This window comes from Novosphingobium sp. B 225, assembly GCF_002198665.1.
Lineage (GTDB): Bacteria > Pseudomonadota > Alphaproteobacteria > Sphingomonadales > Sphingomonadaceae > Novosphingobium.
Map to the genome: position 1 here is coordinate 26,355 of NZ_MWLM01000054.1, position 25,712 is coordinate 52,066.

A 25,712-nucleotide genomic window follows, 5' to 3' on the forward strand; every position below is an offset into this window, starting at 1 on the left:
CGATCGACTGCGGCGGCGAGGTCTGTCACGGCGAGCGCAAGCTGGTCAATGAGGCGGACGGGTCGACCAACCGTGTTGACGTCGTCGCAAAGTATAGCTTCTAAGACCATCGGGGAGAGGACCAATGGACCTGCAAATGCGAGAATCGGCCGAGGATATAAGCTCGCTGCCCAAGCACCATAAGCCGACCCATGACGAGAAACTGGTGATCACCGCTTCGTCGCTGGGCACCGTTTTCGAATGGTACGATTTCTATCTCTATGGCCTTCTGGCCACCTTCATCTCGAAGGTGTTCTTTGCCGGCGTCAACGAAACCACCGGGTTCATCCTGGCGCTGGGGGCCTTCGCCGCCGGTTTCGCGGTGCGCCCGTTCGGGGCGATCTTCTTCGGCCGGATCGGCGATCTGGTCGGTCGCAAGAACACATTCCTGGTCACCATGGGGATCATGGGCCTGTCCACTTTCGTGGTCGGCCTGCTGCCCGGCTATGAAAGCTGGGGTGTCGCTTCACCGATCATTCTGGTCTTGCTGCGCATTCTTCAGGGCCTGGCGCTGGGCGGTGAATACGGCGGCGCAGCGACTTACGTGGCCGAGCATGCCCCCAACAACAAGCGTGGGCTTTACACCAGCTTCATCCAGATCACAGCCACCTTTGGCCTGTTCGCGGCGCTGCTGGTGGTGCTGGGCTTCCGCACCTGGATGGGTGAGGAAAGCTTCGCCGCCTGGGGCTGGCGCGTGCCGTTCCTGATCTCGATCGTGCTGCTGGCGGTTTCGATGTGGATCCGAATGCAGTTGAACGAGAGCCCGGTCTATCAGAAGATGAAGGACGAGGGCACCACGTCGAAGGCTCCGTTGACCGAAGCCTTCGGCCGCTGGAGCAACCTCAAGTTCGTGCTAATCTGCCTGTTCGGTGCCGGCATGGGCCAGGCCGTGGTGTGGTACGGCGGGCAGTTCTACGCCCAGTTCTTCCTTGAAAAGACCATGAAGGTCGATGGCGCGACCACTAATATCCTGGTCGCCACTGCGTTGTTGATGGGTACTCCGTTCTTCGTGTTCTGGGGCTGGCTGTCGGACCGGATCGGTCGCAAGTACATCATCCTGGGCGGCTGCGCCCTGGCTGCACTGACTTACTTCCCGGCCTTCCACCAGCTGGCGCTGGCCACCAACCCGGCGCTCAACGCGGCAACTGAATCGAGCCCGGTCTCGGTGACCGCTGCTCCGGGTGAGTGCTCGTTCCAATTCGATCCGATCGGCAAGAACAAGTTTGATGGCTCCAGCTGCGATATCGCCAAGGCCTATTTCGCCCGCAACGGCCTCAACTACGTCAATGTCGAGGCTGCGGCCGGAACAGCGGCGACAGTCCAGGTCGGCGACAAGGTGATCGAAGTGCCCAACCCGACCCAGGTGACCGGCAAGGACCGCGACGATGCGATCAAGAAGTTCGGCGGCACACTGACCACCGCGCTGAAGGATGCAGGCTATCCGATCAAGGAAAACCCCGCAGCTGCCAAGGATCCCAAGGCCGCCAAGCTGGTGTTCTTCGCCGACAAGGCGCAGATCAACAAGCCGCTGGCGATCGCGATCCTGTTCTACCTCGTGCTGCTGGTGACCATGGTCTATGGCCCGATAGCGGCAATGCTGGTCGAACTGTTCCCCAGCCGGATCCGCTATACCTCGATGTCGCTGCCCTATCACATTGCCAACGGCTGGTTCGGCGGGTTCCTGCCCACCACGGCTTTTGCGATGGTCGCGGCCAAGGGGGACATCTACTACGGCCTGTGGTACCCGGTCGCGATTGCCACCGCCACCGTGGTGATCGGGCTGCTGTTCCTGCCTGAAACGTTCAAGCGGAACATCGACGACTGACCCGTTCTCCCAGGAAGATGCCGCGCCTTGATCCCGATCATGGCGCGGCATTTTGCCATGGGCATAGGCAGTGCCTCGACCAAATGGAGTATATCATGACTACCAAGCTCAGTACCCGGGCCGGGATTGTCCTCGACGTGCGCACCGCCAGCGAATCCGACGAGCCGGCGCTGGCAGCCTTTTTCGATTCGGTCAGCGATGAGGACCGGCGCTTTCGCTTTTTGGCCGCAGCCGAGCACGTCAGCCACGAACAGCTCGATCCCCTGATCCATTCCGACCATTTCCAGTCGGAGAGCTTTCTGGCGTTCGATCAGGCCAATGGCGAACTGGTCGGATCGGCACTGCTGGCCTGCGACAAGGCGCTCGACACTGGCGAGATCGCGGTTTCGGTCCGCAGCGATTACCGGAGCAAAGGCGTTGGCTGGGCACTGCTCGACCTGCTCGGCAGCGAAGCGCAGCGGCGCGGTGTGCGCCGGGTGATCGCGATCGAAAGCCGCGACAATCACGCAGCGATCGAACTTGAACGCGAAAAGGGCTTTACTCCCGAAGCGTTTGACGGTGATCCAACGCTCGTGATCCTTTCGAAGACCTTCCGCTAGATCAAGGGAGCGTGATGCAATGAGCCAAGCATACCTGGACGCCTGGCAGCAAAGCATCGCCGATCCGGAACTGTTCTGGAGCACGGCCGCGCGCGCGATCGACTGGACCACACCGCCCCAGCGCGCCTGGGACGATGTGCGCGGCTGGTTTGCCGGCGGAACACTCAATACTGCCGCCAATTGCCTCGACCGTCACGTCGAGGCCGGCCGCGGTGAAAGCACCGCGCTGATCTATGACAGCCCGGTGACCGATACCGTCCGCACCTGGACCTACCGCGAACTGCAAGACGAGGTCGGCCGGGTCGCGGCGATGCTGGTCCGGCTGGGCCTGGACAAGGGTGACCGGGTTATCATCTACATGCCGATGATCCCGCAGACCGTCTTCGCAATGCTGGCCTGCGCGCGGCTGGGGGCGATCCACTCGGTTGTGTTCGGCGGCTTCGCCCCGCTCGAACTCGCCAAACGGATCGACGACGCCGCGCCCAAGGTGCTGTTGACCGCCAGTTGCGGGATCGAAGGCAGCCGGATCCTGGCCTACAAGCCAATGGTCGACGAGGCACTGACCCTCGCCAGTCACCAGGTTGAACATGTCGTGCTGCTCCAGCGCGACCAGATCAGCGCCGAACTTCAGGCCCCCCGCGACCTCGACTGGGAAGCGCTGCGCGGCGCCAGCGCCGCCGATCCGGTCCCGCCGGCGGCCGAGCTTGCCGCCGACGATCCGCTCTACATCCTCTACACTTCGGGCACTACCGGCACCCCCAAGGGTGTGGTGCGCGAGAACGGCGGGCATGCAGTGGCGCTCGCCTGGTCGATGGCCAACATCTATGGGATCGGCCCTGGCGACACGTTCTGGGCGGCCAGCGATGTCGGCTGGGTCGTCGGGCACAGCTACATCGTCTATGCCCCGCTGCTGGTCGGTGCCGCCACAGTGCTGTTCGAGGGCAAACCGGTCGGCACCCCCGATCCGGGCACATTCTGGCGGGTAATGAGCCGCCACCAGGTCAAGAGCTTCTTCACCGCCCCCACCGCGATCCGTGCGGTGCGCAAGGAAGATCCCGATGCCAAACTGCTGAAGGAGATCGGCACGGGTGACTGCCGGGTGATCTTCCTCGCCGGCGAGCGCGCCGACCCTGATACGATCGGCTGGCTAGAAGGGCACAGCGGTCTACCGGTGATCGATCACTGGTGGCAGACCGAACTGGGCTGGCCCGGGGTGGCTTCCTGCTTTGCGCTTGGCGACCTGCGCCGCAAGCGCGGTAGCGCGGGCTTTCCGGTCCCCGGCTACCGTTTCGAAATTCTCGACGAGGGCGGCAAGCCCCTGCCCGCCGGGCAAAGCGGCGCGGTGGCGATCAAGGCCCCGCTGGCTCCGGGCGCGTTTCGCACGCTGTGGAACAATCAGGCCGGGTTCGACAAGAACTTCGCGGGCTTTCCGGGATATTACGAAACCGGTGATGCCGGGCATTTCGATGACGAAGGGTTCCTGCATATCATGGGCCGCACCGACGACATCATCAATGTTGCGGGCCACCGCCTCTCGACCGGGCAGATGGAACAGATCGTCGCCAGCCAGGACGGCGTGTCCGAATGCGCGGTGATCGGTGCCGACGATGCGATCAAGGGGATGATTCCGGTCGCCTTTGTGGTCGCGCGCGCCGGTCATGAAGGCGATGCCTCGCTGCACGGCCGGGTCATCGCGGCAGTTCGCAATGAACTGGGCGCAGTCGCCGCACTCAAGACTGCCTTCGTGGTCACCGCGCTGCCCAAGACCCGATCGGGTAAAATCCTGCGCAACCTGCTGCGCAAGATCGTCAATGGCGAAGACTACACGATCCCGCCCACGATCGAAGACCCCTCGGTCGCAAGAGCAATTGCGCAAGCTGTCAACCAACGCTGATTTATGCTGAATGCGGCGGCGGGGTGCTATCCAATCCGATCCTATGATGTTGGGTCTATCAAATCTCTAAAAAAACTCAAGAAACCAAGGATTTCCTGACGGACTAGCCATGCCGGCGATGCTCCCCTGCCAGCTTCCATGAAACGCCGGAACCGAAATATTTGTCGCTCACTGCTTCGACGACAAGCCATCGCCCCTCGTCGCCCTCACCAGGCACCGTTTCTTCCGGTGAGAGGTAAACAAGATCGGCCACAAGGTTTCTGTGGAGGGTTTTTGTCGGCGATGTTGTCGGATCCAGAATGGCACTTTTCAGACCCATGGTAGCGGAAGCGGTCATTCAAGGTGAGAGAAGGCTCGATGCCGGCTCCCGCTAACATTGCGGTCGCTCAACGTTCGTCCGGTGCAGCTTGGAACCTGTCGGTTGCTCATCAACTCAAAGGCTGACGAAGCGCTTGAGCTGGCAGGGGGCGACATGAATGGTTCGGCAGCTGACCTTTGACGGCAGCCAACTACCCCGCCATCCGCAACATCGCTCCCAGGGTGGCAATCGCAATCAAGCCAACTACCAGCGCCCGCCAGTGCCGATCGGGAATCTTGCCAAAATACCGGCTGCCCAGCGCATTCCCGATGGCAAGCGCTGGAAAGCAGGCGAGGGCAAGCCCGCCCAGTTGCCAATCAAGTTTGCCCAGCGCCAGCGCCGCGAGCGCGACGAACAAGGGGCCCCAAAGGAATATCACGATCAAGGAATCGCGGGTCAAGGCAGCAGGAACCCCTCTGCGCACGAAATAGTAGATCACGGGCGGCCCAGGGATCGCGGCGAAAGATCCGAGTAGCCCGGTCAACAAGCCGGTTACGATCATCGGGCCGATGCCCGATGGTGGCAGCGGTGGGCGCGGAATAACGATCACGACGAAAGCCGCCAATGCGATCACGGCGATTGCCAGTCGGGCTATGTCGGGCGGTGTGTTGAACAGCAGTGCCAGCCCCAACGGTGTTGCTGCGATTGCTGCCAGGGTAATAATGCTCACTTGCCGTCGGTTGACGTTTCGCCAGGCCGCGCGATAGCCCATCGTGCCTGCCAGGCAACCGACCAGAATTGCCAGCAGAACAGTCCGTTCGGGTGGCAACACAAGGTTGACCAGCGGCACCAGCACTACTGCCAGTCCTACCCCGGTAAGCCCTCGTACGAACCCCGCGATCAGCACGATCCCCGCAACCATCAGCATCGATAACGGTGCAAGTCCGGTCAGTGCTTCAATCATGCCCGATCGCACCGGCAAAAATCATCACATGGCGCATCACTTGGGCGCAACCCAGATTGGCGAGGTATAGGCACGTTCCTGAATGGTCAGCGGTTTGCCGGTTGATTTAGGATCGATCCCCAGCTGGATCGCGTCGAACAGCGAATAGCGCGGGGTCGGGATTTGCAGGACCCGGGCATAGTAGAACGCCTTTTGGCCCGGCCGATATTCCGGATCGCGCCACAAGGTGCGCAGGAACGTAGCCCCGATCGTATTGGTATAGGCCCCGGTCTTCAGATCGACCGTATTGCCGACCGGCGCCAGCTTGCCATCACGCCCGCGCTTGCGCGCGTCCGACCAGACCACATTGAATACCGTTTCGTGCGCCTTGCCGCTGGCATCGACCCAGCCTTTGACGATCTGGATCCGGTCCAGATTGCCGCCTTCAGGATCTTTCATGGCTTCGACCATGAAGCTCGGCGCGCGGCCTCGGCCAATCAGATCGCCGCCCATCGGTACGCCGCGATCATAGCCCGACTGGGGAAAGCGCGGCGTATCCAGATCGCGCCGGGTAAAGTTCCAACCGGCAAACATCCGCACTGCCATGCGCGGTCCGGTCGAGGCATAGACCTCTTTGCGCTTGAAAGCTTCGTAGATTGAACGGCGATCATTGCTGGGCGCCCAGACGGCAACCAATCCCGCAGCGCCCATGTCCCAACCGCGTGCCGATCCCAGCCCGGTAGGCTCCTTGCGCTGCTGCGGTGTCGCGTCGTGCTGACCTTTGCCGGCGAAGCGGTTTTCCTCGATTGCGGACATGCCAGTGTGGGCGTCAGTCGATCCGATCAGTCCGAACTTGAATGGATTGACGCCGGTCTTTGCTTCAACTTCCAGCCCACGGCGCAGCGCCGCGCGGACATAGTCAGCCTCGTCCGGCTTGGCGATCGGGCCGGTCGGGACCATGACGAAGCTGTACTTTTCGTAGTCGGCAAATTCATCGGTTGGAGAGAGCGCCGGGTGGGTTTCGGAATCGCCCTTGATCTGGGTGGTTTCGACCACCGGCTCCCAGCGCATCCGCTTTTGCGCGTATTCTGCAGTGATCGGCTTCCCGTCGCTGTCAGTTCCGGCGAACATCTTGCCCCAGCTGAGATTGGAGTTGTGCGGGATCGCCACGAAATCCGCGCCGGTCGCCTTACTGGTCGCTCCAAGCCATTCCCACAGCTTTTCCGGCCGTTCGCTCTCGAGCTGACTGAACGGCATGAACTGCTTGGCCTTGTCGGCGCCGTCAGGAGTGAAAATGACCCGATGCAGATTGCCGCCGCCGGGCATTGAGGACCATTCCCAGCCGATCAGTGTGGTGAACTTACCCGGCTCGTTATAGCGCTCGGCAGTATCGATGTAGTTGTACCACGCTGACTGCCGTTTGGTACCGCCGTGCAGATCGACATAGGCTTGTTTCGGCGTGACAAATCCCGGGCCTGTCGTGCCGGTTCCCACTTTGACAAGGTAATGATAAGCGTGGAGCAGTTGATCGGCACCCGGAATACCCGGCTGGGCCAGCAGCGCCTTGCCGGTGTCTGTATCGGCATAGCCGTGCTCCCCGTCATAGACTTTGGGCACGCTGCCAACCAGCTCTGCGTGATCGGCAACCACCAGGAAGTCGAGCGGTCGCGACAGCTGCCAGTCTTTACCGGTTGTCGGGCTGGTGACCTTTTCACCGCGGGCAAAGCGATAGGCGGCTTCGGCAGTCGAAGTCGGCGTTCCGAACAGGTACACATCGAACGATTGCGAGGTGTGCAAATGGGTGTCACCCCAATAGAGATGCTTGCCGCCGCCAGCCGGCGCGGCAGCTGGCTTGTCGCTGGCGGCGGCATGATGCTCTGGACTGGACTGAAGTTGGACCAGACTGGAAGCCATGGCCACCGAAGCCGCCGTTGTGGCCAGCGCAAGAGCAAACGGGATTCGCATTGCCTTCGTCATCGGTTCTCTCCCTCAAGATCCCATCCGAACGGCGCGGTTAGCGCTTTCGGATAATGTCACGTCCAACTGCAGCGGCGCTGGTTGTGCCGGTCAGGCCCAATCCGGTCTTCAGATCGTGTTTGAAGCTGGCCAGCAGTGCTGAAAGCCCTGCCTCGCCGCGCGAGGCCACGGCATAGACCCAGGGCCGACCAATCATCACTGCCTTGGCGCCAAGCGCCAGAGCCTTGGCAACATCCTGACCGCTGCGAACCCCGCCATCGACCAGCAAGGTCGAAGATCCGCCCAGCGCATCGGCAATCTCAGGCAACACGGCTATCCCCGATGCCACACCGTCAAGCTGGCGACCGCCGTGGTTGGATACCACCATGCCGTCGGCGCCATTGGCAACGGCTTCTTTGGCATCATCGGCGTTGAGCACGCCCTTCAGCACCAGATTGCCTTTCCAGATGGTGCGCAGCCAGGCGATGTCCTTCCAGTTGGTGGAAGCATCAAACTGGCTGTCGACCCAGACTTTGAACTGTTCGGGGTTCTTGGCCGCCGGGACATACGATTGCAGATTGCCGAAGGTGTGCGGCCCGCCTTTGATGCCGACGTCATAGAGCCAGCGTGGATGCAGCAGATAATCGCCGAGACCAGCCCGAAACTTGCCCCAGGCGCTCGCTCCGCCAGCCATGCCATTGCGGACATCGCGGTAGCGCGCGCCCAATACGGCCAGATCGACGGTAAAGGCCAAGGTGCGAACCCCCGCTGCCCAGGCGCGGTCCAGAATCTCCTGCACCACGCCGCGGTCTTTCAGCATGTAGAGCTGGAACCAGAACGGCCGGTCGGAAACCTGTCTCACTTCATCGATCGAACAGATGCCGACGGTTGAAAGGCACATCGGGATGCCGGCCGCGTCTGCCGCGCGCTTGGCCTGCAGTTCGGCCCGCCGCGCCATCATCCCGCCCAGACCGACCGGAGCGAGCACAACCGGCATTGTCAGTTTTTCGCCAAACAACTCGATGCTGATGTCGATCTCGGAAACGTCACGCATCACCCGCTGATCCAGCTGGATTGCGCGGAAATCGGCCATATTGCTCGCCAAGCTCATTTCCTCACCAGCACCGCCATCGAGATAGTCGAACAGGAAGCGTGGCAGTCGCGCCTCTGCTTCGCGGCGATAATCGGCGACAGTTGCGGGTACGAGATTGAGGCTGGGCATCGGTGTTCCTCAGACGATCGCTTCAACCAGCCGCGGGCCCTTGTGGGCAATCGCATCGGCCAGCGCAGCGCGAAATTCGGCGGCTGTGGTCGCACGCACCGCGGGGACCCCCATGCCTTGCGAGATCGCCACCCAATCTAGCGCCGGATCGCGCAGACTGAGCATCGACAGGGCCTTGGGCCCGGGGTTCTGCACCCCGACCCGGGCAAGTTCGATGTTGAGGATGGCGTAGGAGCCGTTGTTGATGATCACCGTGGTTACATCCAGCTTTTCGCGCGCCATGGTCCACAGCGCCTGGCACGTGTACATGCCCGAGCCATCGGCCTGGAGCGCCAGAACCTTGCGGTCTGGGCAGGCAATCGCGGCGCCCACCGCTAACGGCAAGCCCTGGCCGATCGCGCCGCCGGTCAGCGTCATCCAGTCGTGCGGGGCCGCGCCCGCAGTCATCGGATAAAGCGCCAGCCCCGCCGTCGCGGCTTCGTCCGAAACGATTGCATCGGCTGGCATCCGTTCGGCCACGATTGCCCCCATGCTCATTAGGTTGAGCGGACCATCAGGCGCCGGTGGGATTCCGGCTGGCTGGATCAGACCAGGCTCAGTCGGGGCGTCCAATGCTGCGGCTAGAGAACTCAGCGCATCTTCGGCGTCTTCCCGCAGCGATGCGAGCCGGACAAGCCGCGCACCATCGGGGGAAAGCCAGCTGGGCTTGCCGGGATAGGCAAAGAACGAGACTGGCGGTTCAGCCCCGACAAATACGATTGCGGTAAAGTCCTTCAGGTAGTCAGCCGCTTGCTCGCCGAAATAGGGCAGCTTTTCGACCGCGACCCGGCCTGCCCCGCGTTCCATCCGGGCTGGAAACGTTTCGCAGATCAGCCGGGCTCCAGTGGCGGCGGCGATCCGCCCGGCTGCAATGAGCGCTTGGCCGCGCAGGGCACGACCGCCGAGATATAGTGCGGTGGGTCCTGTGCTGAGCAAGGCCTCGGCGGCATCGGCAACCACGGCGGCTGGCGCTTTGGGCGGCGCGGCCGGGATCGCTGCGGCGACCGTGCTCGCCCCTTCATCCCAGGCGTGGTCGGCAGGGACGATCAGCGAAGCAATGGCGCCGGGGTAACGCATCGCCTGAGCATAGGCTTCGGCTCCGGCCTGCGGCAGATCCCGCGCCGAACGCGCTACCCGGACCCAGTCCGACATCGGCCGAGCTACACCTGCTGCATCCGAAGTCAGCGGCGCATCATAGTGCAGGTGATAGGTGGCATGATCGCCGATCAGATTGATAATAGGCGATCCGGCGCGACGCGCATTGTGCAGGTTGGCAAGTCCGTTGCCCAACCCCGGACCCAGGTGCAACAAGGTGGCGGCAGGCTTGTCGGCCATCCGGCCATAGCCATCCGCAGCGCCCGTCACCACGCCTTCGAACAGCCCCAGCACCGGCCTGATCCGGGCGTGACTGTCGAGCGCGGCAACCAATTGCATTTCCGACGTGCCCGGATTGGCAAAGCACACTTCCACACCGCATAGTTGCAGGGTTTCGATCAGGGCCTCGGCACCGTTCATGGCTGGATTCCTCAAGGGCTATTGGAGGTACAAATGCAAACTGGCCGGACCCGCAGGTCCGGCCCATTTCAGATGCAGTTACTTGCTCTTAGGCGGCTTGGCATCGCCATTGGCGACTGCCATCCAGGCTTGGCCAAGGACATAGGCGCGGATCGCTTCGGCCTCCTGCGGCGTCAGATTTTGCCCAAAGGCAACCATGCCATTGGGCTTGAGTACCCCATCAATCACCACCTGACGCCAGGTGGCTGGATCGGCAGTAACCGCCGACCAACGCAGGTCTGGTAGCACACCAGAACTCTGCACCATCGGGCCATGGCAGACCATGCAGTTCTCAGCATAGCGCTGGAAACCCAAGGCGACCTGTTCAGGCGTGCCAAAGGCGGCACCTTTGGGGCTGGCTTCGACCGCGAGCGGGGCGTTGTCGGGCAGGGTGCCTTTCGCGCCCAGCTTGATAACCACCAGTCGGCCAATTTCGCGGTTGACCTTTTCCTTCCAGAACAGGCCATGGTTGAGCCCCCAGGCGCTGCCCCATCCGGTGGCAATCGCGATGTACTGCTCACCGTCAATCTCATAAGTCATCGGTGCGGCCGATGCCCCGCGCTTGAGATTGGTTTCCCACAGCACCTTGCCATTCGCAGCATCGTAGGCGCGGAGTAGTCCGGCCTTGGTGCCCTGGAACACCAGGCCTGTCTTGGTGGTCAGGATGCCGCCGTTGCCCGGGGCCCCCAGATCAACCGACCAACGCGCTTCCTGTTTGACCGGATCCCAGGCGAGCAGTCCGCCGCTCTGGCCCGACTGGACCTGCGGCAGCATGCCCTTGGGCAGGCCTGGCGGAATGCCGCCAGCCATGTTGTAGCCGACATTCCAGAAGCTCTTTGCCAGCTTTTCGCCAGGCTTGACCTGGTAGAGCTGCCCGTTCACCTCGGTCGGGATATAGACCAGCCCGGTATCGGGGTTGAAGGCCATCGGTGGCCAGTTGTGCGCGCCCGGAGGTCCGGGGACGACCAATGTGCCCTTTTCATCGGGATTGCGTGCCGCGGGATTCTCGATCGGCCGACCATTGGCATCAAGCCCGGTCGCCCAGGTCATCGGCGCAAAGGCCTTGCCGCTCAGGAATTTGCCGGTCTTGGCATCGAGCACATAGAAAAAGCCGTTCTTGGGCGCGTGCATGATGACGCGCTGCTTGGCGCCGTCCTTGCCAATCGGCAGGTCGGCCAGCACGATCCCTTGCGTCGCGGTAAAGTCCCACTTGTCGCGCGGGGTTTCCTGGAAGTGCCACTTGTACTTGCCGGTCGCCGGATCAAGCGCGACGATCGAAGAGACGAACAGGTTGTCGCCCTTGCCGCCGGGATCGCGCACTTCGTCGTTCCACGGCGATGAATTGCCGGTGCCGATCAGCACGCTTTCATTGACCTCGTCATAGACGATCGTGTCCCACACGGTGCCGCCGCCTGCGGTCTGCCAGCCGCCCTTGTCGCCCCAGGTGGCGTTGCCCTGCGCGGCAAGTGCTTCATCGGAAGCCGCGCCATCGGCCTTCTTCTCCGGGTTGGGCGTGGTGTAGAACCGCCAGGCCAGATCGCCATCAGCCGCGTCGTAGGCCGAAACATAGCCGCGCACGCCCAGTTCCGCCCCGCCATTACCGATCAGCACCTTGCCTTTGACCACGCGCGGCGCGCCGGTGATGGTATAGGGTTTGGTCTGATCGACTGTGATTTTGCTCCACACCAGTTTGCCGGTCTTGGCGTCGAGTGCCTGCAGGCGGCCATCGTAGGTGCCGACGAAGACCTTGCCATCATAGATCGCGACCCCGCGGTTGACCGCGTCGCAGCAGCCCTTGGCCAGCGTTTCGCGTGGCACTTCGGGATCGTGGACCCACAGCTCCTTGCCGGTCTTGGCATCAAGCGCATAGACGATCGACCAGGCGCTGGTGACATACATCACGCCGTCCGACACGATCGGGGTCGCTTCAACCCCATGCGGGACTTTCATGTCATAGGACCAGGCGATGCCGAGCGTGGAGACATTGTCCTTGGTGATCGCGCCCAGCTGCGAATAGCGTTGCTCGTCATAGCTGCCGCCATAGGTCAGCCATTCCTTGCCGGTCTTGGCGGCTTCGGCGATCGCCCGCGTCGCGGCCTCGTCTGACAGACCGCCGCCGCAGCCAGACAATGTTACCAGTCCGGCTGCCAGTATCGCCAGTCCCTTGAACCTAGTTTCGCTCACAACCAGTCCCCTCCCGATTTCCGGATTCCCAAGGCTCTACCATGGCACAATCTCAGGTCTGAAATTGACCGAAAAGTGCTTTAATTGATTTTTCAGCGCAAGAGTGCGGTCTTGCGCCAAGCACCGCGCCATTTGTTGCACCAAAATCGCCGGGACTGCACTTTGAGGGGGACTGACATGGCACTTCGTTCTGACCGCGTTACCACTGGCGGGCTTTCGGCGGGCGCACGGGCGCTGTTTCGGGCTGGCGGGGTCAAGGGCACCGACTTTGGCAAGCCGATCATCGCTGTGGCCAACAGCTTCACTGAGTTCGTGCCCGGCCACGTCCACCTCAACACGATCGGCCGGATCGTCTGCGATGCAATCTGGGAGGCAGGCGGGATTCCCCGCGAATTCAACACCATTGCGATCGATGACGGGATCGCCATGGGCCATGACGGGATGCTCTATTCGCTGCCCAGCCGCGATCTGATCGCGGATTCGATCGAATACATGGTGCAGGGCCACTTGGCCGACGCGCTGATCTGTATCTCGAACTGCGACAAGATCACGCCCGGAATGCTGATGGCCGGGCTGCGCCTCAACATTCCGGTGATCTATGTTTCGGGCGGGCCGATGGAAGCCGGCCGGATTACCGTCAACGGTCAGGTCCGGCGCATGGATGCCACCGACACCGTAATCTCAGCGCTCGATCCCAGCCATCTCGGCGGGCAGGTGGAAGAGGTTGAGGCCAACGCCTGCCCGACCTGCGGTTCGTGCAGCGGCATGTTTACCGCCAATTCGATGAACTGCCTGGCCGAGGCACTGGGGCTGGCACTGCCCGGCAACGGATCGCTGGTAGCCACCCACGCCAACCGCAAGACGCTGTACCAGCGCGCAGCGAGCGAAATCGTCAGTCTGGCCAAGCGCCACTATTTCGATGGCGATGCCAGCGTGCTGCCGCGCGCTGTGGCGACCCGGCCGGCCTTCATGAACGCGATGGCGATGGACATCGCAATGGGCGGATCGACCAACACGATCCTGCACCTGCTGGCGCTGGCGCATGAAGCCGGAGTCGATTTCACCATGGCCGATATTGACGCGATGAGCCGCCGGGTGCCGTTCCTGTGCAAGGTTGCCCCGGCCACGCCCGACTATTTCATGGAGGATGTTCACAAGGCCGGCGGGGTGATCGGCATTCTGGGCGAGCTTGAGCGCGCCGGGCATGTCGATGCCTCGGCCCCGCATCTGGCCAGCCCCGGCGGAACCCTGGCCGATGTTCTGGCACAATGGGACATCTTGCGCAGCAGCGATCCCGCCACGCTCGACTGGTACCGCGCCGATGCCTCGGGCCGGACGGGCGCCCAGTCGCTCTCGCACGCTACGCTGGGCGAACTGGATACGGACCGGGCCAACGGCTGCCTGCGCGATGTGGATCACGCCCACAGCAAGGAAGGCGGGCTGGCGATCCTGACCGGTAATATCGCCGAGCACGGCTGCGTGGTGAAGACCGGATCGGTCAAGGATCACATGCTGGTGTTCTCGGGCCGGGCGCGTGTGTTCGATGCACAGGAAACAGCCGTCCATGCGATCGGCACCCGGCAGATCAAGCCCGGCGATGTCGTGGTAATCCGCTATGAAGGGCCCAAGGGCGGCCCCGGAATGCAGGAAATGCTGCTGCCCACCACCATGCTCAAGGGCATGGGGCTGGCCGAAACTTGCGCTCTGATTACCGATGGGCGCTATTCGGGTGCTACGTCCGGACTGTCGGTTGGGCATATGTCACCCGAAGCGGCTGCGGGCGGCGGGATCGGGCTGATTGAGGAAGGCGATACCGTTACCATCGACATTCCCGGCAGGGCGATCCGGATCGAATTGGATGAGGAGACCCTCGCTGCGCGCCGCGCCGCGATGGCCGCACGCGCCAATCCCTGGCAGCCGACTGAGCCGCGCAAGCGCGTGATCTCGAAGGCTCTCAGGGCCTATGCCCACTTTGCTGCCAGCGCCGACAAGGGCGGGATTCGGGAGATCTAGCGGCATGAGCATCAAGGTTCTGACCACCCGGCTGTTGCCGCTGCCTCCGCTCAAGTGCGGGGACCAACCGATTGACTTTGTCGTGCTGGGTGACGGCGATCCTGCTGGCGCGCGGGCAATCGTGGTTCCCGCAATCGACCGGCTCGATGCCGCGGCAATTGCACAGCTTCCCCCATCGCTTGGACTGATCGCCAATATCGGGGTGGGCGTGGATAACATCGATCTGGCTGCTGCCGCCGCGCGCGGGATCGTGGTGAGCAACACGCCGGTGGTGACCGAGGATACCGCCGATCTGGCCTTTGCCTTGCTCCTCGCGGCGGCACGCGGGGTAGCGCGGGGTGACCGCTATGTCCGGGCCGGAAGCTGGAGCGCTGGCGAACCATGGACACTTGGCCAGCGGGTTAGCGGAGCCACACTGGGCCTGGTCGGGTTCGGCGCGATTGCCCAGGCCGTGGCCCGCCGCGCTGCTGGGTTTGGGATGAAAGTGCTCTACTGGAACCGCAGCGCCCGCGATGATGCGGCTACCGCGCTGGGTGTGACCCGCTGCACTGATCTGGACGAGCTGCTGGGTCAGGCCGATTTCGTGTCGCTTCACCTGCCACTGACCGGAGAGACCGAAGCTCTGATCGACGCCGCGAGGTTGGGCGCGATGAAGCCCGGTGCAGTCCTGATCAACACCGCACGCGGCAGTGTGGCCGATGAAGCGGCGCTGGTCGCAGCCCTGCAATCGGGTCACCTGGCCGCTGCCGGACTGGATGTATTTGCAGCGGAACCGGCCGTACCGGCGGCGCTGCTGGCGATGGATCAGGTTGTCCTGACGCCCCACATCGGCTCGGCCACCTCGGCTTGCCGGACCGACATGGCGATGCGGGCCTTGAACAATCTGCTGACCTTCCTGAGTGGGGCAACGCCACCTGATCGGCTGACTGTGTCCTGACCGCGATCAACCCAGCCGTGCCTGCCGCCAGCCGCGCGGTGATTGCCCGGCGCGGCGGCGGAATGCGCGAGTGAATACTGCTGGTTCGGAATAGCCCAGCATGGCGCTGATCTCGCCCAGCGAGAGGCCGGTATCGCGCATATAGTGCTGAGCCATCTCAAACCGGACATCATCCAGCAATTGTTGATAGCTCGTTCCCATAGTCTTCAAACGTCGCTGCAAGGCATGGCGATTGACGCCTAGGGCAGCGGCCACCGCCTCAAGACTGACGCTGTCGCCAAGCAATCGCTGAATCTCCTGCTTTGAACGGGCGATGAAATCTTCGGTCATCTCGCGGTCGATCCGGTCAAGATAGTCGTGGAGTATCCCGAACAGCTGCGGATCGGCGGTGCGCAGCGAGCGGCCAAGGTCAGCGCGGCTCAGCTCGATGCCGGTCGCGGCCTGCCCGAACAGCACCGGGCAGCGAAATACCCGGTCAAACAGGCGGACATCGGCAGGGCGATCATGTTCGAAATAGACCGCCTGCGGGGTCCAGCCTTCGTCAAACACCGAGCGGATGAAATTGCAGGTCAGACCAACCGTCAATTCAGTTTGCTGGATCGCGGAATCGCCCGCTACCCCGGCCAGGCCATAGAGCCACATCGCCGATTGCCCATCGATCTGTAACTGGCTGAGCGTTCCGCCATCATGGGTGCGGGTATAGCGCGCCAGCCGATCGATCGCCTGGCTCAGGTCCGCCGCATGGCGCACCAGCAATCCCACTGCGCCCAGCTTGGAAAAGCTCTGTCGCTGGGAAAGCAGCAAGCCGAAATGGGCCAGCCCGGTCGCCGCGGCTGCTTCGTTCAAGGCTAGCCTGAAACACCGGGTCGGGATCCTGAAATCGCGATTTCCCAGCTGTGCCGGATCAATCCCGGCCCGCAGCAGGATCGGCACGGGATCATGGCCGAGTTCGAACACAAATGTCCTGAACCCTTCCAGTGCGGCAACGCGGATCATGATCTCATGCGGATCGGCCATGATGAGCGCACTAGCATAAGAGCCGTTGTGTCTCACGCATCAGATTCTCGGCGCTGTCCAGAAGCCGACCAGGCAGCGGCCTTTAATCCCCTTCACCTGCCGGGACAGGGTCGCTTACGCCATACCCGGATCTGCACACCATCGAAATGGCCTGAACATGCCGCGATCGGAACAGGCCATCTGCCATGCTTCGAATTGCCATGAGGAGGTAAGTGTTTCAGCCTTAAGCCGCATAGGGCGCCAGTCTTTCAACCACCATGGCCGCTCCAACGCCCATTGCACCGGTTGTGACGATGAGGCCAAAGCGCCCATTGTTGGCATCCAGCGCATCCAGCAGTGTCGAAGTCAGGATCGCACCCGTGGCACCCATCGGATGGCCTTTGGCCAGATGACCGCCACAAACGTTGACCTTTTCCGGATCGGGCGAACGATCCCGCATGAACCTGGCGATGGTCACCGCGAAGGCTTCCATGAACTCGATCCGGTCCATGTCTTCGAGACGGTGACCGGCACGGGCAAGCGCCTTGTCCATCGCCGCGAACCCGGCGGTGAGCGAGGCGGCGGGATCGCCTCCGCTTTCGGCATAGGCCAGGACCCGGGCGCGCGGCCGGTCGCCCAGTCCTTCGTCTCCGATCAAGGCGAGGCCCGCCCCATCGCAGACTGGCGGGGCGTGGCTGAGCGTGTGGAGCGGATCGAACCTCCGTCCTTCCAGCGCCTCGGCATAGTCATTCTGCAGCTGCCCGAAAGCCGGAGGCAACTGGGCAAGCGATTCCAGGGTGGTCCCGGGCCGGATGCATTCCTCGCCAGCCAGCGCGCCAAGGTCGAGCCGGGATGCCTGGAGCAGAGGGTCGCGGTCACTTGCCGCCGCGCGCTGCTGCGAGGTGAAGGCACAGGCATCGAGTTCGGCGCGGGTGATCCCCTCGTTCGCAGCCAGGCGGTCGGCGGCGAGCACCGGCGGCAAGAACCGCCGGGCCGGCGGCAGGCTTGTGTCGCCATAAAATTCCGCCCGGTCGCTGAGGAACGGCGCCCGGCTCATCATCTCGACACCGCCGGCCAGCACGGCTCGTTCGTGTCCAGCAGCAACCGTGGCCACGGCATGGCCGATCGCCGACAGGCCCGAGGCGCAATAGTTGTTGAGTGTTTGGGCAGCGCAGGTATCGGGCAGGCCGGCATGCTGCTTGGCCGCCATCGCGATGTTGCCGCCCTGAGCTCCGGCCTGGGTCACGCAGCCAAGCAGCAGTGCGCCGGGATCGCGCGAGGCTCCGCCGGTCCGTTCGGCAAGCGCATCAACCAGCGCCTGAACCAGCCCGGGCGGGGTCAGCGCGGCAAGCCCGCCATCAGCCCGTGCCTTGCCGCGCGGGGTGCGCAGCGCGTCATAGATGAAAACCGGATGCGCCAAGTCAGATGCCGACCACGAAGCTGACCGATGTGGTTGCACTGCCGCCGACGTTGAAGGTGGCGAAGTTCTTCGCGCCTTCGACCTGGTAATCACCGGCATTGCCGGTCACCTGCCGCCAGGCGTCGAGCATCATGCGGACCCCGGTGGCGCCAACCGGGTGGCCAAGGCCAATCAGTCCGCCCGAGGGGTTGACCGGCAGCTTGCCGCCCAGCGCAATCGTGCCGTCTTCCACCGCGCGCCAGCTTTCGCCTGGCGGGGTGATTCCGAAGTGGTCGATCGCCATATATTCGGTGATCGAAAAGCAGTCATGCACCTCAACCCCGTCACACCCATAGACATCCGCCATTCCGGCGCGGTCCAGCGCGTCCAGCATCGCCTTGCGCACGCTGGGGAAGACATAGGGCTGGCCGCGGCTGGCGCTGACTTTGGTGGAATAGAGCAGAGGCGCAGTGGTGTGGCCCCAGCCCTTGATCCGGGGCAAGCTGTCGAGCGCGATCCCGCGCCGCTTGGCATAGCGTTCAGCCACCTCGCGCGAGGCGAGGAAGATGGCAGCGGCACCGTCGGTCACCTGCCCACAATCGGACTTGCGCAAGGATCCCTCGATCGGTGGGTTGAGCTCATCGTTGGTATCGCTGAGGTGTTCGGGGGTGATCGCCCAGCTGCGGGTCTGCGAATTGGGATTACGCTTGGCATTGCTGAAGGCGATTTCGCTGATCGCATTGAGGTGCGCGCGGTCCAGCCCGAAACGTTCGGAATATTCGCGGGCGACGTCGGAGAACATGTAGGGCCAGAGGTATCGTGCCTCTTGCGCCTCGCGCCCGGCCCAGGCGGCTGAACCGAGGTACTCGGCGGCGCGCTGGCCGGGCACGTTGCGCATCAGCTCAATCCCAAGCACCAGCGCCAGGCCATAACGGCCCGCCTCGATCTCGGCACCGGCAGCCAACAACGCGATTGAGCCTGAGGCGCAAGCGGCTTCGTGGCGTGATGCCGGAACACCCGCCAGATCCGGATGGACGTGGCCGAAAAACCCGCCGAGCTGGCCTTGCCCGGCGAACAGCTCGCCCACGAAGTTGCCAACGTGAGCAGTCTCGACTTCCTTGGGTTCAATCCCGGTCGCGGCAAAGGCAGCCTCTGCAACATCGCGGAACAGTTCAAACATCCCGCCGCCCTCGCGTTCGAGATTGCGGGCAAAATCGCTCTGGGCTCCGCCCAATACGAAAACTTCTGCGGCCATGGTCAGCCTCCCTGTTCCATCATCTTGAGCGCCAGTTCGCGCACTTCGCTGCGCATCACCTTGTTTGTCACATTGCGCGGCAGGCTATCAAACACGAACATTCGTTCGGGCAGCTTGAACATGGCGAGGTCCTGTTCGCGCAGGTAGCCAGTGACATCACCGAAGCTGACCGTGGAATCGCCGCGCGGCACCACAGCAACCCCGATCCGTTCGCCCATTACAGCATCGGGGATGCCGAACACGCAGGCTTCGGCCAGCAGCGGATGCCCGCCCAGCAGCTGGTCGATCTCTTCGGGCGAAATGTTCACCCCGCCGCGAATGATCAGATCCTTGCAGCGCCCGACAAAGCGCAGGAACCGGCCGCCCTGTTCAATCTGAAACAGGTCGCCGGTCTTGAAGAAGCCGTCCTCGGTAAAGGCCGCCGCAGTTTGCTCTGGCGCTTTCCAGTAGCCTTCAAACACGGCAGGCCCGCGGATCTGGAGTTCGCCCGGCACTTCTTCGGCCGTGATCGCCTCCCCGCCTTCGGGCGGGACCAGCCGGCTTTCCATGATCCGCTGGGGGGCATCACCAAAGAAGGGTGTCAGGTTTAGTCCGTTCGGGAAATAGCTGGCGCGTTCGACAGGATCGGGGACATCGTCGGGTCCGGTAATCAGGGTCATCCCCTCGTTCGATCCGAAGATGTTGATCACCGGCAGGCCAAGCCGTTCCTGAAAGCCTGCGACCATCGCCGGGGCCAGCGGGGCCGAGCCCGAGCCGATCGTGCGCAGGCTGGACAGGTCCACTTGCGCCAGCAGCGCCTCGTTCTGCAGCAGCATGTTGAGCACGGCGGGCGGGGCGATAGTGAAGCTGGGCCGCTCGCTGGCGATCTGGGCGAGGTAAACCTGCGGATCGAACGGATGATGCAGCACCATCGTGCCCGCGACGCGCAGCCAGCTCATGGTGATCCCGCCGATCGAGGCCATATTGATCAGCGGGAAGGGGTTGAGCATCACATCCCCGTCTTGCAGCCGCGCCGTGACATAGGTGCCGGGCGCGATCCCCACCCAATGGTTGTGGCTGCGCGGCACGCCTTTAGGCACGCCGGTGGTGCCAGAGGTCCAGCAGATCGTGAAGACATCGTCGGCGTCGATCTTGGTCGCGGTCAGGTGCGCGGCGAGCAATTCAGGGCGGGCCGGTTCGTTCCACAGGTCGACTGCGTCAGCAGGCGCATCGGGACCGACGGTCATCAGCTTGATAGCATCGCCCAGCAACGGGCGTACCACCCCCAGGTGATCCGCGTGGTGCATCCGGGTGCCGCAGATGAACGCCTTTGGCTCGACAATCCCGAACATCGCTGACAGCTCGTGGCTGCGGTATTGCACCGCCACCGGGCTGACCACGGCCCCGATCCGCGCCGCCGCGAAATAGAGCGAGACGAATTCGCTGATGTTCGGCAACTGGATGACAATCACGTCATCCTTGCCGATTCCGGCTGCGAGCAGTGCCCCGGCATAGCGATCCACCTCGGCCTTCATCTGAGCATAGGTCAGCCGCCTTTGCTCACCAAAGGCGAATTGCCCGCGGTTGGGTGCATCGACCAGCGCCATCCGGTCCGGATGCGCCACCGCGTTGGCTTCGAACATGTCGGCCAGGGTCTTGTCGCCCCACCAGCCGCTGTTCCGATATGCCGCGCGCTTGTTCTCCCCTGCGACGATCATCCTATCCGGCCAGGACCGTGTTGGGGCCCATGCCGATGTCGTCGCCATTGGCCCAGACCGAGTGCGTGCCCGAACAGAACCGTTCGGGCAGCACGATCCGGCAGACCGGCCCGGCGGCGAAGTTCTTGGCATCAATCAGCACGCATTCGCTGCGGTCACCTTCGACATCGGCAATGAACGAGACCAGGTAGCCATCGTCCTCGTCCTTGGCATTGATGCGCGGGGCAAAGGGCGTTTCGCTGCCATAGCGGCCCGGGCCAAAGCTGATTTCCTCGCTCTTGCCGGTTTCAAGGTCATGCTTGACCAGCCCGGTAAACAGGAACCAGTACGGTTCGGGCACGGCCGAATAGGCATAGCGGTATTTGCGGCCGGCGTATTTCTGGTTGAACATCCCGAATTCCAGAATCCGGTCGTCCAGCCGCTCTTCGCTGGTCTCGCCAGTCTTCAGATTGAAGCGCCAACGGTGCAGCTTGGGTTTCATCAGACCCTGGCTGAGATAGGCCATCATCCGTTCCAGGCCATCGGGCGCATCGGGATGCGATTTGGGCTGGGGCTCTTCCTGGAAATAGCCGTCAAGGATCACCTCGTCGCCTTCCTCCCAGGCGTTGAGCCAGTGCAGGGTATAGGTCGGCTCAGCTTCGAACCAGCGGATGTCTTCGGGTTGACCCATGCGGGGGATGATCCCGAACCGGGTCTTCTGGTCGGGATGGAACTGCACCACGTGAAGGTTGCGTTCCAGCAGCTCCGGGTTCCAGTAGAGCGGCATGTCATTGATGATGGCATAGTTCTTGGTGAAGGCCATGTCGTGGGGCAGACGGGGGCCTGCCAGCGGCACCGGAATATAGTGCTTTAGCTTGTTGTCCGGCCCGACCACCCCGTAATGCATGAATGGGGCATGCTTCGAATAGTTGAAGAACAGCAGCTCGCCGGTTGCCTCGTCCACTTTGGTATGCGCGGAAATGCCATCAAGCGGGACCCAGCCTTCAGTCCCGAACTGTTCGAGCGTGAAGGGATCGAGCCGGTAGCCCTCGCCGCACTGGTAGAACGAGGAGAGAATCTTGCCGGCGTGGACCACCACGTCGGTCGAAGACGAATCCTTGAGCCATTCCTGCGCGCCCCAGCCTGGCCGGGTGCTTTTGTGCGGCGGCTCCATCAGTCCGGCCCACAGCGCCTGGCCAGCTTCCTGTTCGGCCTGGAAGCCCTTGGTCCGCACGAACCGGCTGCGATAGCTGGCGCGGCCGTTCTTGAAGCTGATGCTGTGGATCTGCCCGTCGCCATCAAACGGATGATAGCGGCCAATCGGTTCGTGCACGGGGATTTCACCGGTGCGGACATAGACACCGTCAATATCGTCGGGGATCGTGCCGATCACCTCCGCGTCGCCATTGGCGAAGATTGCGTTCCATTCATTGAAGGTTGGGCGCCAGGCGCCCTGCATATAAGGATGGTCCGTGTTCTTCAGCGTCGATCGCACGGTCCCGACCAGTTCCACCGTCATTTGCATCACTCCTTCGCAGCGAAGCGCGGCAGGCTGCATGCCGCGGCATATTCGGATTTCAAACGTTCGACGATTGCGCCAAGCGGTTCGGCCGCGCGCACTGCGCCAACCCCTTGCCCGGCAGACCAGACGTTTTTCCACGCCTTGGCATCGTCCTGGGCATTCTCGAAATTAGGCTGCTTGTCCTCGGGCATGTTGGCCGGATCGTACCCTGCTGCAACCAGGCTCAGCCGGAGCCAGTTGGCGGTGACGCCCGTGATGCCCTTTGAAGGAACGATGTCCTCTGCTCCGGCGGCGACCACCATGTCCTTGTAATCGGGTGCGGCAAGGCTTTCCTCGCAGGCGATCAACGAAGTGCCGAGATAGGCGAGGTCGGCACCGAGCACTTCTGCGGCGCGGATTGCCTGGCCGGTCGAGATCGCTCCGCCCAGCACGATCGGGCCACTCCAGAACTGGCGCACTTCTTCGACAAAGGCGAAGCCAGCGGTCTGCCCGGTATGGCCGCCAGCACCGGCGGCAACCAGCACCAGTCCATCGACCCCGGCGGCAGCGGCCTTGCGCGCAAAGCCGACCGAATTGACATCGGCAAAGACCAGCCCGCCATAGCTGTGCACCGCGTCAATCACCCGGGTGGGTGAGCCCAGCGCAGTGATCACCAGCGGTACCTTGTGCCGGACCACGCATTCAAGATCGGCAGGAAAGCGATCATTGGATGGGTGGACCACCAGATTGATCGCCCAGGGCGCGGCCTGGGGTGTTTCAGCCAGCGCGGCTTCAATCTGCCCGATCCAGTCCTCCAGATCGGCCGAGGTCCGCGCGTTGGGCGCGGGGAACGAGCCGATCATCCCGGCGCGGCAGGCGGCGATCACCATCTCCGGTCCGGAAACGAGGAACATTGGCGCGGCAATCGCCGGGAGCGCCAAATTCCTTTGCAAGGAGGCCGGTACTGACATCGCATCTCCCGCCGGTGACAAATTCTGAATCGACTTGCCTAACCGGACTTGCTTGCATAAACATACTTTCGGAGCCGACACAAGGAAGGTCGGATGACATGGGAGGGGAATTGATGACCAGATTTTCGCTCAAGCTGCTCGCTTGCACCGCATTGCTTACGCCGCAGATGGTTTGGGCCCAGGACGGAGCACCTGCCGAGGAAGCAGGCGGGCTTGAAGAAATCGTGGTCACCGCGCAGAAGCGCGAGGAAGGTCTTTCGCGCGTGCCGATCTCGATCGCGGCGGTGAGCGGAGATGCCATCGCCGAAAAGGGCACGGCCAACCTTGAGCAGCTGTCCTCGACGGTTCCCAACCTGCGCATCACCCAGACCGGGATCGCCAACCGCATCGCGATCCGCGGCATCTCTTCGGGCGACAACAAGGGCTTCGAGCAGTCGGCGGCGATGTTTGTCGATGGCGTCTACTATGGCCGTGACCAGCTGGTCCGCATGCCGATCGTCGATGTCCAGCGCGTCGAAGTGCTGCGCGGCCCGCAGCCGACCCTGTTCGGCAAGAACGCCATCGCCGGCGCGATCAGCATCATCAACCGCAAGCCGACCGACGAATTCGGGGGGTCGCTCAATGCCTCTTACGAATTCGAACACAAGGAGGCCCAGGTTACCGGCGTGATCAACGTGCCGATGGGTGACAAGGCCGGGATGCGCCTGGTGGGCTATCACCGGAGCATGGACGGTTACATGTTCAACACCACGTTGAATCGTGACGAACCGCATGTCGACACCACGTTCCTGCGCGGAACCTTTGCGCTGGACGACGGTCCGATATCGGCGACGCTCAAGCTTGAATATGCCGATTTCAAGGTGCTTGGCCAAGCGCGCGAGAACTTCAGCCCGCGCGGAACCTATAGCGTCTCACCGTTTTTCAGCGGCGTGGACACCGTGCTCGACTGGAGAAGCCAGAACAATGGCTTTGACAGCAAGACCAAGATCTTCAACTCGACTCTCAACGTCGATGTCGGGATCGGCAGTCACACGCTCAATCTGACTTCTGGCTATGTCCATTATTCGGCTGCGGAAATCCTCGACGTAGATTTCACCGCGCTGCCGATGCTCGACGGGACCAACCAGGACGAGAAGTATGACCAGCTTTCGCAGGAAGTGCGGCTGACCTCGCCTAATGAAGGCCCGCTGACCTACATTCTGGGTGGTTATTTCCAGACCTCGAAACTTTCGGCCAATGACACGATTCAGCTGGGTTCGTTCTTTCAGGGGCTGAGCGGCCCGTTTGCCGCCTTCAGGCCTTTGGGTGATTCAAGGTCGGTTCGGGCCTTCCGGCAAACGTCGACGCTGTGGTCGGGCTTTGCCCAGGCAACCTATGCCTTGACCGAGCAGCTTCGCCTGACCGCTGGCGTGCGCTTCAACCATGAAAGCAAGGACGGTTCGCGCAAGCTGGGGATCGTCGCCGGTTCGACCAACCTGTTCCCGATCACGACGATCAGGGCAGTGTGGGGGGCAGTGCGCGTGGCCGAGCATTCGCTTAGTGGCCGAATTTCGGAAGATTCGACCACTCCGATGGCGAATATCCAATATGATATCACCGATGAACTGATGGCCTATGCGTCTTATGCTCGCGGGGCGAAAGCAGGTGGTTTCGATATCCGTTCCAACGCCGCGCCGACGCATCCCACGTTCCCGGGCTCGTTCATCTTCCGTCCCGAAAAGGCTGACAGCTTTGAAGGTGGTTTGAAGTATCGCAGCCGCAACCTTTCGCTCGCGGTCAGCTATTACCATACCACCTACAAGGACTTGCAGACGAGCACCTTCGACGGCGGGATCGGGTTCAACGTGGACAACGCTTCGGCGGCAAAGGTGCAGGGCATCGAGGCCGAGGCGCGGGTGGCGATTGGTGATCATCTCCAGCTCAGCGGTGCGCTTGCCTATCTCGATTTCAAGTACACCGACTGGCGGCGCGGGCAGTGCCCGTTCGGGCTTGCGGCCAATGTCCAGCCCGGAAACTTCTGCGACTATACCGGCACACGCGCCACCTTTGCCCCGAAATGGTCTGGTAATGCGGCTGCAGACTTCAACTATCCGGTCGGGACGAACATGAAAGTCTCGTTGAATATCAACGCGGACTTTTCCAGCGCCTATCGTTCGGGCAACGTGCTCGATCCGTTCACCGATCAGGCTGGCTTTGCCAGAATCGGCGCGCGCCTTGGGCTCGGCCATATCGATGACAACTGGGAAATCGCCCTGGTCGGCCGCAACCTGACCAACAAGCGGATCGTTCTGACATCAGGCCAGCTTCCGCTTTCGAACACGCTGACGGGCAATACCGGAACGGGTTATTCCGGGATCTTCGATCGTCCGCGCAACATTGCGGTGCAGTTCCAGGGCAAGTTCTGAGCCTGG

18 protein-coding genes are annotated in these 25,712 nt (G+C 62.6%); 6 read left to right on the forward strand and 12 right to left on the reverse strand.

Annotated elements, in window-relative coordinates; genetic code table 11:
- The first annotated feature begins 124 nt into the window (after positions 1-124).
- The 3 genes from MNBBLIKP_RS09250 to MNBBLIKP_RS09260 all read left to right on the forward strand — a co-directional run bounded on the left by MNBBLIKP_RS09250 (position 125) and on the right by MNBBLIKP_RS09260 (position 4,357).
- Positions 125-1,864, forward strand: coding sequence for an MFS transporter (locus MNBBLIKP_RS09250; RefSeq protein ID WP_441339270.1), 1,740 nt, complete (start codon positions 125-127; stop codon positions 1,862-1,864).
- Positions 1,865-1,959: 95 nt separating this feature from the next.
- Positions 1,960-2,463: a GNAT family N-acetyltransferase gene (locus MNBBLIKP_RS09255; protein WP_088309856.1), complete on the forward strand. Its 504-nt coding sequence runs from the start codon at positions 1,960-1,962 to the stop codon at positions 2,461-2,463.
- Between the two features lie 19 nt (positions 2,464-2,482).
- Complete coding sequence (locus tag MNBBLIKP_RS09260) at positions 2,483-4,357, forward strand: AMP-binding protein (RefSeq protein WP_088309749.1); 1,875 nt, start codon at positions 2,483-2,485, stop codon at positions 4,355-4,357.
- Between the two features lie 103 nt (positions 4,358-4,460).
- Here MNBBLIKP_RS09260 and MNBBLIKP_RS17770 read toward each other — a convergent pair whose 3' ends face one another.
- The 6 genes from MNBBLIKP_RS17770 to MNBBLIKP_RS09285 form a co-directional block, all read right to left on the reverse strand.
- Positions 4,461-4,694 (reverse strand): hypothetical protein, encoded by a 234-nt coding sequence (locus MNBBLIKP_RS17770; protein WP_140420568.1) that lies wholly within the window; start codon positions 4,692-4,694, stop codon positions 4,461-4,463.
- A 172-nt stretch (positions 4,695-4,866) separates the two neighbouring features.
- Positions 4,867-5,619 (reverse strand): TSUP family transporter, encoded by a 753-nt coding sequence (locus MNBBLIKP_RS09265; RefSeq protein ID WP_088309751.1) that lies wholly within the window; start codon positions 5,617-5,619, stop codon positions 4,867-4,869.
- A 36-nt stretch (positions 5,620-5,655) separates the two neighbouring features.
- Positions 5,656-7,575: a DUF3604 domain-containing protein gene (locus MNBBLIKP_RS09270; protein ID WP_088309753.1), complete on the reverse strand. Its 1,920-nt coding sequence runs from the start codon at positions 7,573-7,575 to the stop codon at positions 5,656-5,658.
- Between the two features lie 37 nt (positions 7,576-7,612).
- Complete coding sequence (locus MNBBLIKP_RS09275) at positions 7,613-8,776, reverse strand: L-lactate dehydrogenase (RefSeq protein ID WP_088309755.1); 1,164 nt, start codon at positions 8,774-8,776, stop codon at positions 7,613-7,615.
- A 9-nt stretch (positions 8,777-8,785) separates the two neighbouring features.
- The gene (locus MNBBLIKP_RS09280) at positions 8,786-10,330 is read right to left on the reverse strand and encodes an acetolactate synthase large subunit (protein WP_088309757.1); all 1,545 of its coding nucleotides are present in this window, start codon (positions 10,328-10,330) and stop codon (positions 8,786-8,788) included.
- A gap of 78 nt (positions 10,331-10,408) precedes the next feature.
- Complete coding sequence (locus MNBBLIKP_RS09285) at positions 10,409-12,553, reverse strand: PQQ-dependent dehydrogenase, methanol/ethanol family (RefSeq protein ID WP_088309759.1); 2,145 nt, start codon at positions 12,551-12,553, stop codon at positions 10,409-10,411.
- 177 nt (positions 12,554-12,730) lie between these two features.
- On the opposite strand from MNBBLIKP_RS09285, the gene ilvD reads away from it, so the two are divergent.
- Together ilvD and MNBBLIKP_RS09295 are read left to right on the forward strand one after the other, a co-directional pair.
- A complete protein-coding gene (gene ilvD, locus MNBBLIKP_RS09290; protein ID WP_088309761.1) occupies positions 12,731-14,566 on the forward strand; it encodes a dihydroxy-acid dehydratase in 1,836 nt (611 codons plus the stop codon).
- 4 nt (positions 14,567-14,570) lie between these two features.
- Positions 14,571-15,503: a 2-hydroxyacid dehydrogenase gene (locus tag MNBBLIKP_RS09295; protein WP_088309763.1), complete on the forward strand. Its 933-nt coding sequence runs from the start codon at positions 14,571-14,573 to the stop codon at positions 15,501-15,503.
- A gap of 6 nt (positions 15,504-15,509) precedes the next feature.
- Here the strand turns inward: MNBBLIKP_RS09295 and MNBBLIKP_RS09300 are convergent, their stop codons facing one another.
- From MNBBLIKP_RS09300 to MNBBLIKP_RS09325, 6 genes are all read right to left on the reverse strand, one after another.
- Entirely contained in the window at positions 15,510-16,520 is a 1,011-nt protein-coding gene (locus MNBBLIKP_RS09300) for an AraC family transcriptional regulator (RefSeq protein WP_088309765.1), read from the reverse strand.
- Between the two features lie 223 nt (positions 16,521-16,743).
- Positions 16,744-17,919 carry an acetyl-CoA C-acyltransferase gene (locus MNBBLIKP_RS09305; protein WP_254912985.1) on the reverse strand — a complete coding sequence of 392 codons (1,176 nt, stop codon included), beginning with the start codon at positions 17,917-17,919 and terminating at the stop codon, positions 16,744-16,746.
- 1 nt (position 17,920) lies between these two features.
- On the reverse strand, positions 17,921-19,153 hold the full coding sequence (locus tag MNBBLIKP_RS09310) for an acetyl-CoA acetyltransferase (RefSeq protein ID WP_088309769.1): 1,233 nt from the start codon (positions 19,151-19,153) through the stop codon (positions 17,921-17,923).
- 2 nt (positions 19,154-19,155) lie between these two features.
- Positions 19,156-20,850: a class I adenylate-forming enzyme family protein gene (locus MNBBLIKP_RS09315; protein ID WP_088309771.1), complete on the reverse strand. Its 1,695-nt coding sequence runs from the start codon at positions 20,848-20,850 to the stop codon at positions 19,156-19,158.
- 1 nt (position 20,851) lies between these two features.
- Positions 20,852-22,348, reverse strand: a complete 1,497-nt coding sequence (locus tag MNBBLIKP_RS09320; protein WP_088309858.1) for a carotenoid oxygenase family protein — start codon at positions 22,346-22,348, stop codon at positions 20,852-20,854.
- Positions 22,349-22,353: 5 nt separating this feature from the next.
- Positions 22,354-23,301 carry an NAD(P)H-dependent flavin oxidoreductase gene (locus MNBBLIKP_RS09325; RefSeq protein WP_088309773.1) on the reverse strand — a complete coding sequence of 316 codons (948 nt, stop codon included), beginning with the start codon at positions 23,299-23,301 and terminating at the stop codon, positions 22,354-22,356.
- A 113-nt stretch (positions 23,302-23,414) separates the two neighbouring features.
- On the opposite strand from MNBBLIKP_RS09325, the gene MNBBLIKP_RS09330 reads away from it, so the two are divergent.
- Positions 23,415-25,706, forward strand: coding sequence for a TonB-dependent receptor (locus MNBBLIKP_RS09330; protein WP_088309775.1), 2,292 nt, complete (start codon positions 23,415-23,417; stop codon positions 25,704-25,706).
- Positions 25,707-25,712: the final 6 nt, after the last annotated feature.

Bases quoted from the DNA above. Each gene is read 5' to 3' on its own strand.
- MNBBLIKP_RS09250 (WP_441339270.1), top strand. From the start codon at position 125: ATGGACCTGCAAATGCGAGAATCGGCCGAGGATATAAGCTCGCTGCCC.
- MNBBLIKP_RS09255 (WP_088309856.1), top strand. From the start codon at position 1,960: ATGACTACCAAGCTCAGTACCCGGGCCGGGATTGTCCTCGACGTGCGC.
- MNBBLIKP_RS09260 (WP_088309749.1), top strand. From the start codon at position 2,483: ATGAGCCAAGCATACCTGGACGCCTGGCAGCAAAGCATCGCCGATCCG.
- MNBBLIKP_RS17770 (WP_140420568.1), bottom strand. From the start codon at position 4,694: ATGACCGCTTCCGCTACCATGGGTCTGAAAAGTGCCATTCTGGATCCG.
- MNBBLIKP_RS09265 (WP_088309751.1), bottom strand. From the start codon at position 5,619: ATGATTGAAGCACTGACCGGACTTGCACCGTTATCGATGCTGATGGTT.
- MNBBLIKP_RS09270 (WP_088309753.1), bottom strand. From the start codon at position 7,575: ATGACGAAGGCAATGCGAATCCCGTTTGCTCTTGCGCTGGCCACAACG.
- MNBBLIKP_RS09275 (WP_088309755.1), bottom strand. From the start codon at position 8,776: ATGCCCAGCCTCAATCTCGTACCCGCAACTGTCGCCGATTATCGCCGC.
- MNBBLIKP_RS09280 (WP_088309757.1), bottom strand. From the start codon at position 10,330: ATGAACGGTGCCGAGGCCCTGATCGAAACCCTGCAACTATGCGGTGTG.
- ilvD (WP_088309761.1), top strand. From the start codon at position 12,731: ATGGCACTTCGTTCTGACCGCGTTACCACTGGCGGGCTTTCGGCGGGC.
- MNBBLIKP_RS09295 (WP_088309763.1), top strand. From the start codon at position 14,571: ATGAGCATCAAGGTTCTGACCACCCGGCTGTTGCCGCTGCCTCCGCTC.
- MNBBLIKP_RS09300 (WP_088309765.1), bottom strand. From the start codon at position 16,520: ATGGCCGATCCGCATGAGATCATGATCCGCGTTGCCGCACTGGAAGGG.
- MNBBLIKP_RS09310 (WP_088309769.1), bottom strand. From the start codon at position 19,153: ATGGCCGCAGAAGTTTTCGTATTGGGCGGAGCCCAGAGCGATTTTGCC.
- MNBBLIKP_RS09315 (WP_088309771.1), bottom strand. From the start codon at position 20,850: ATGATCGTCGCAGGGGAGAACAAGCGCGCGGCATATCGGAACAGCGGC.
- MNBBLIKP_RS09320 (WP_088309858.1), bottom strand. From the start codon at position 22,348: ATGACGGTGGAACTGGTCGGGACCGTGCGATCGACGCTGAAGAACACG.
- MNBBLIKP_RS09325 (WP_088309773.1), bottom strand. From the start codon at position 23,301: ATGTCAGTACCGGCCTCCTTGCAAAGGAATTTGGCGCTCCCGGCGATT.
- MNBBLIKP_RS09330 (WP_088309775.1), top strand. From the start codon at position 23,415: ATGACCAGATTTTCGCTCAAGCTGCTCGCTTGCACCGCATTGCTTACG.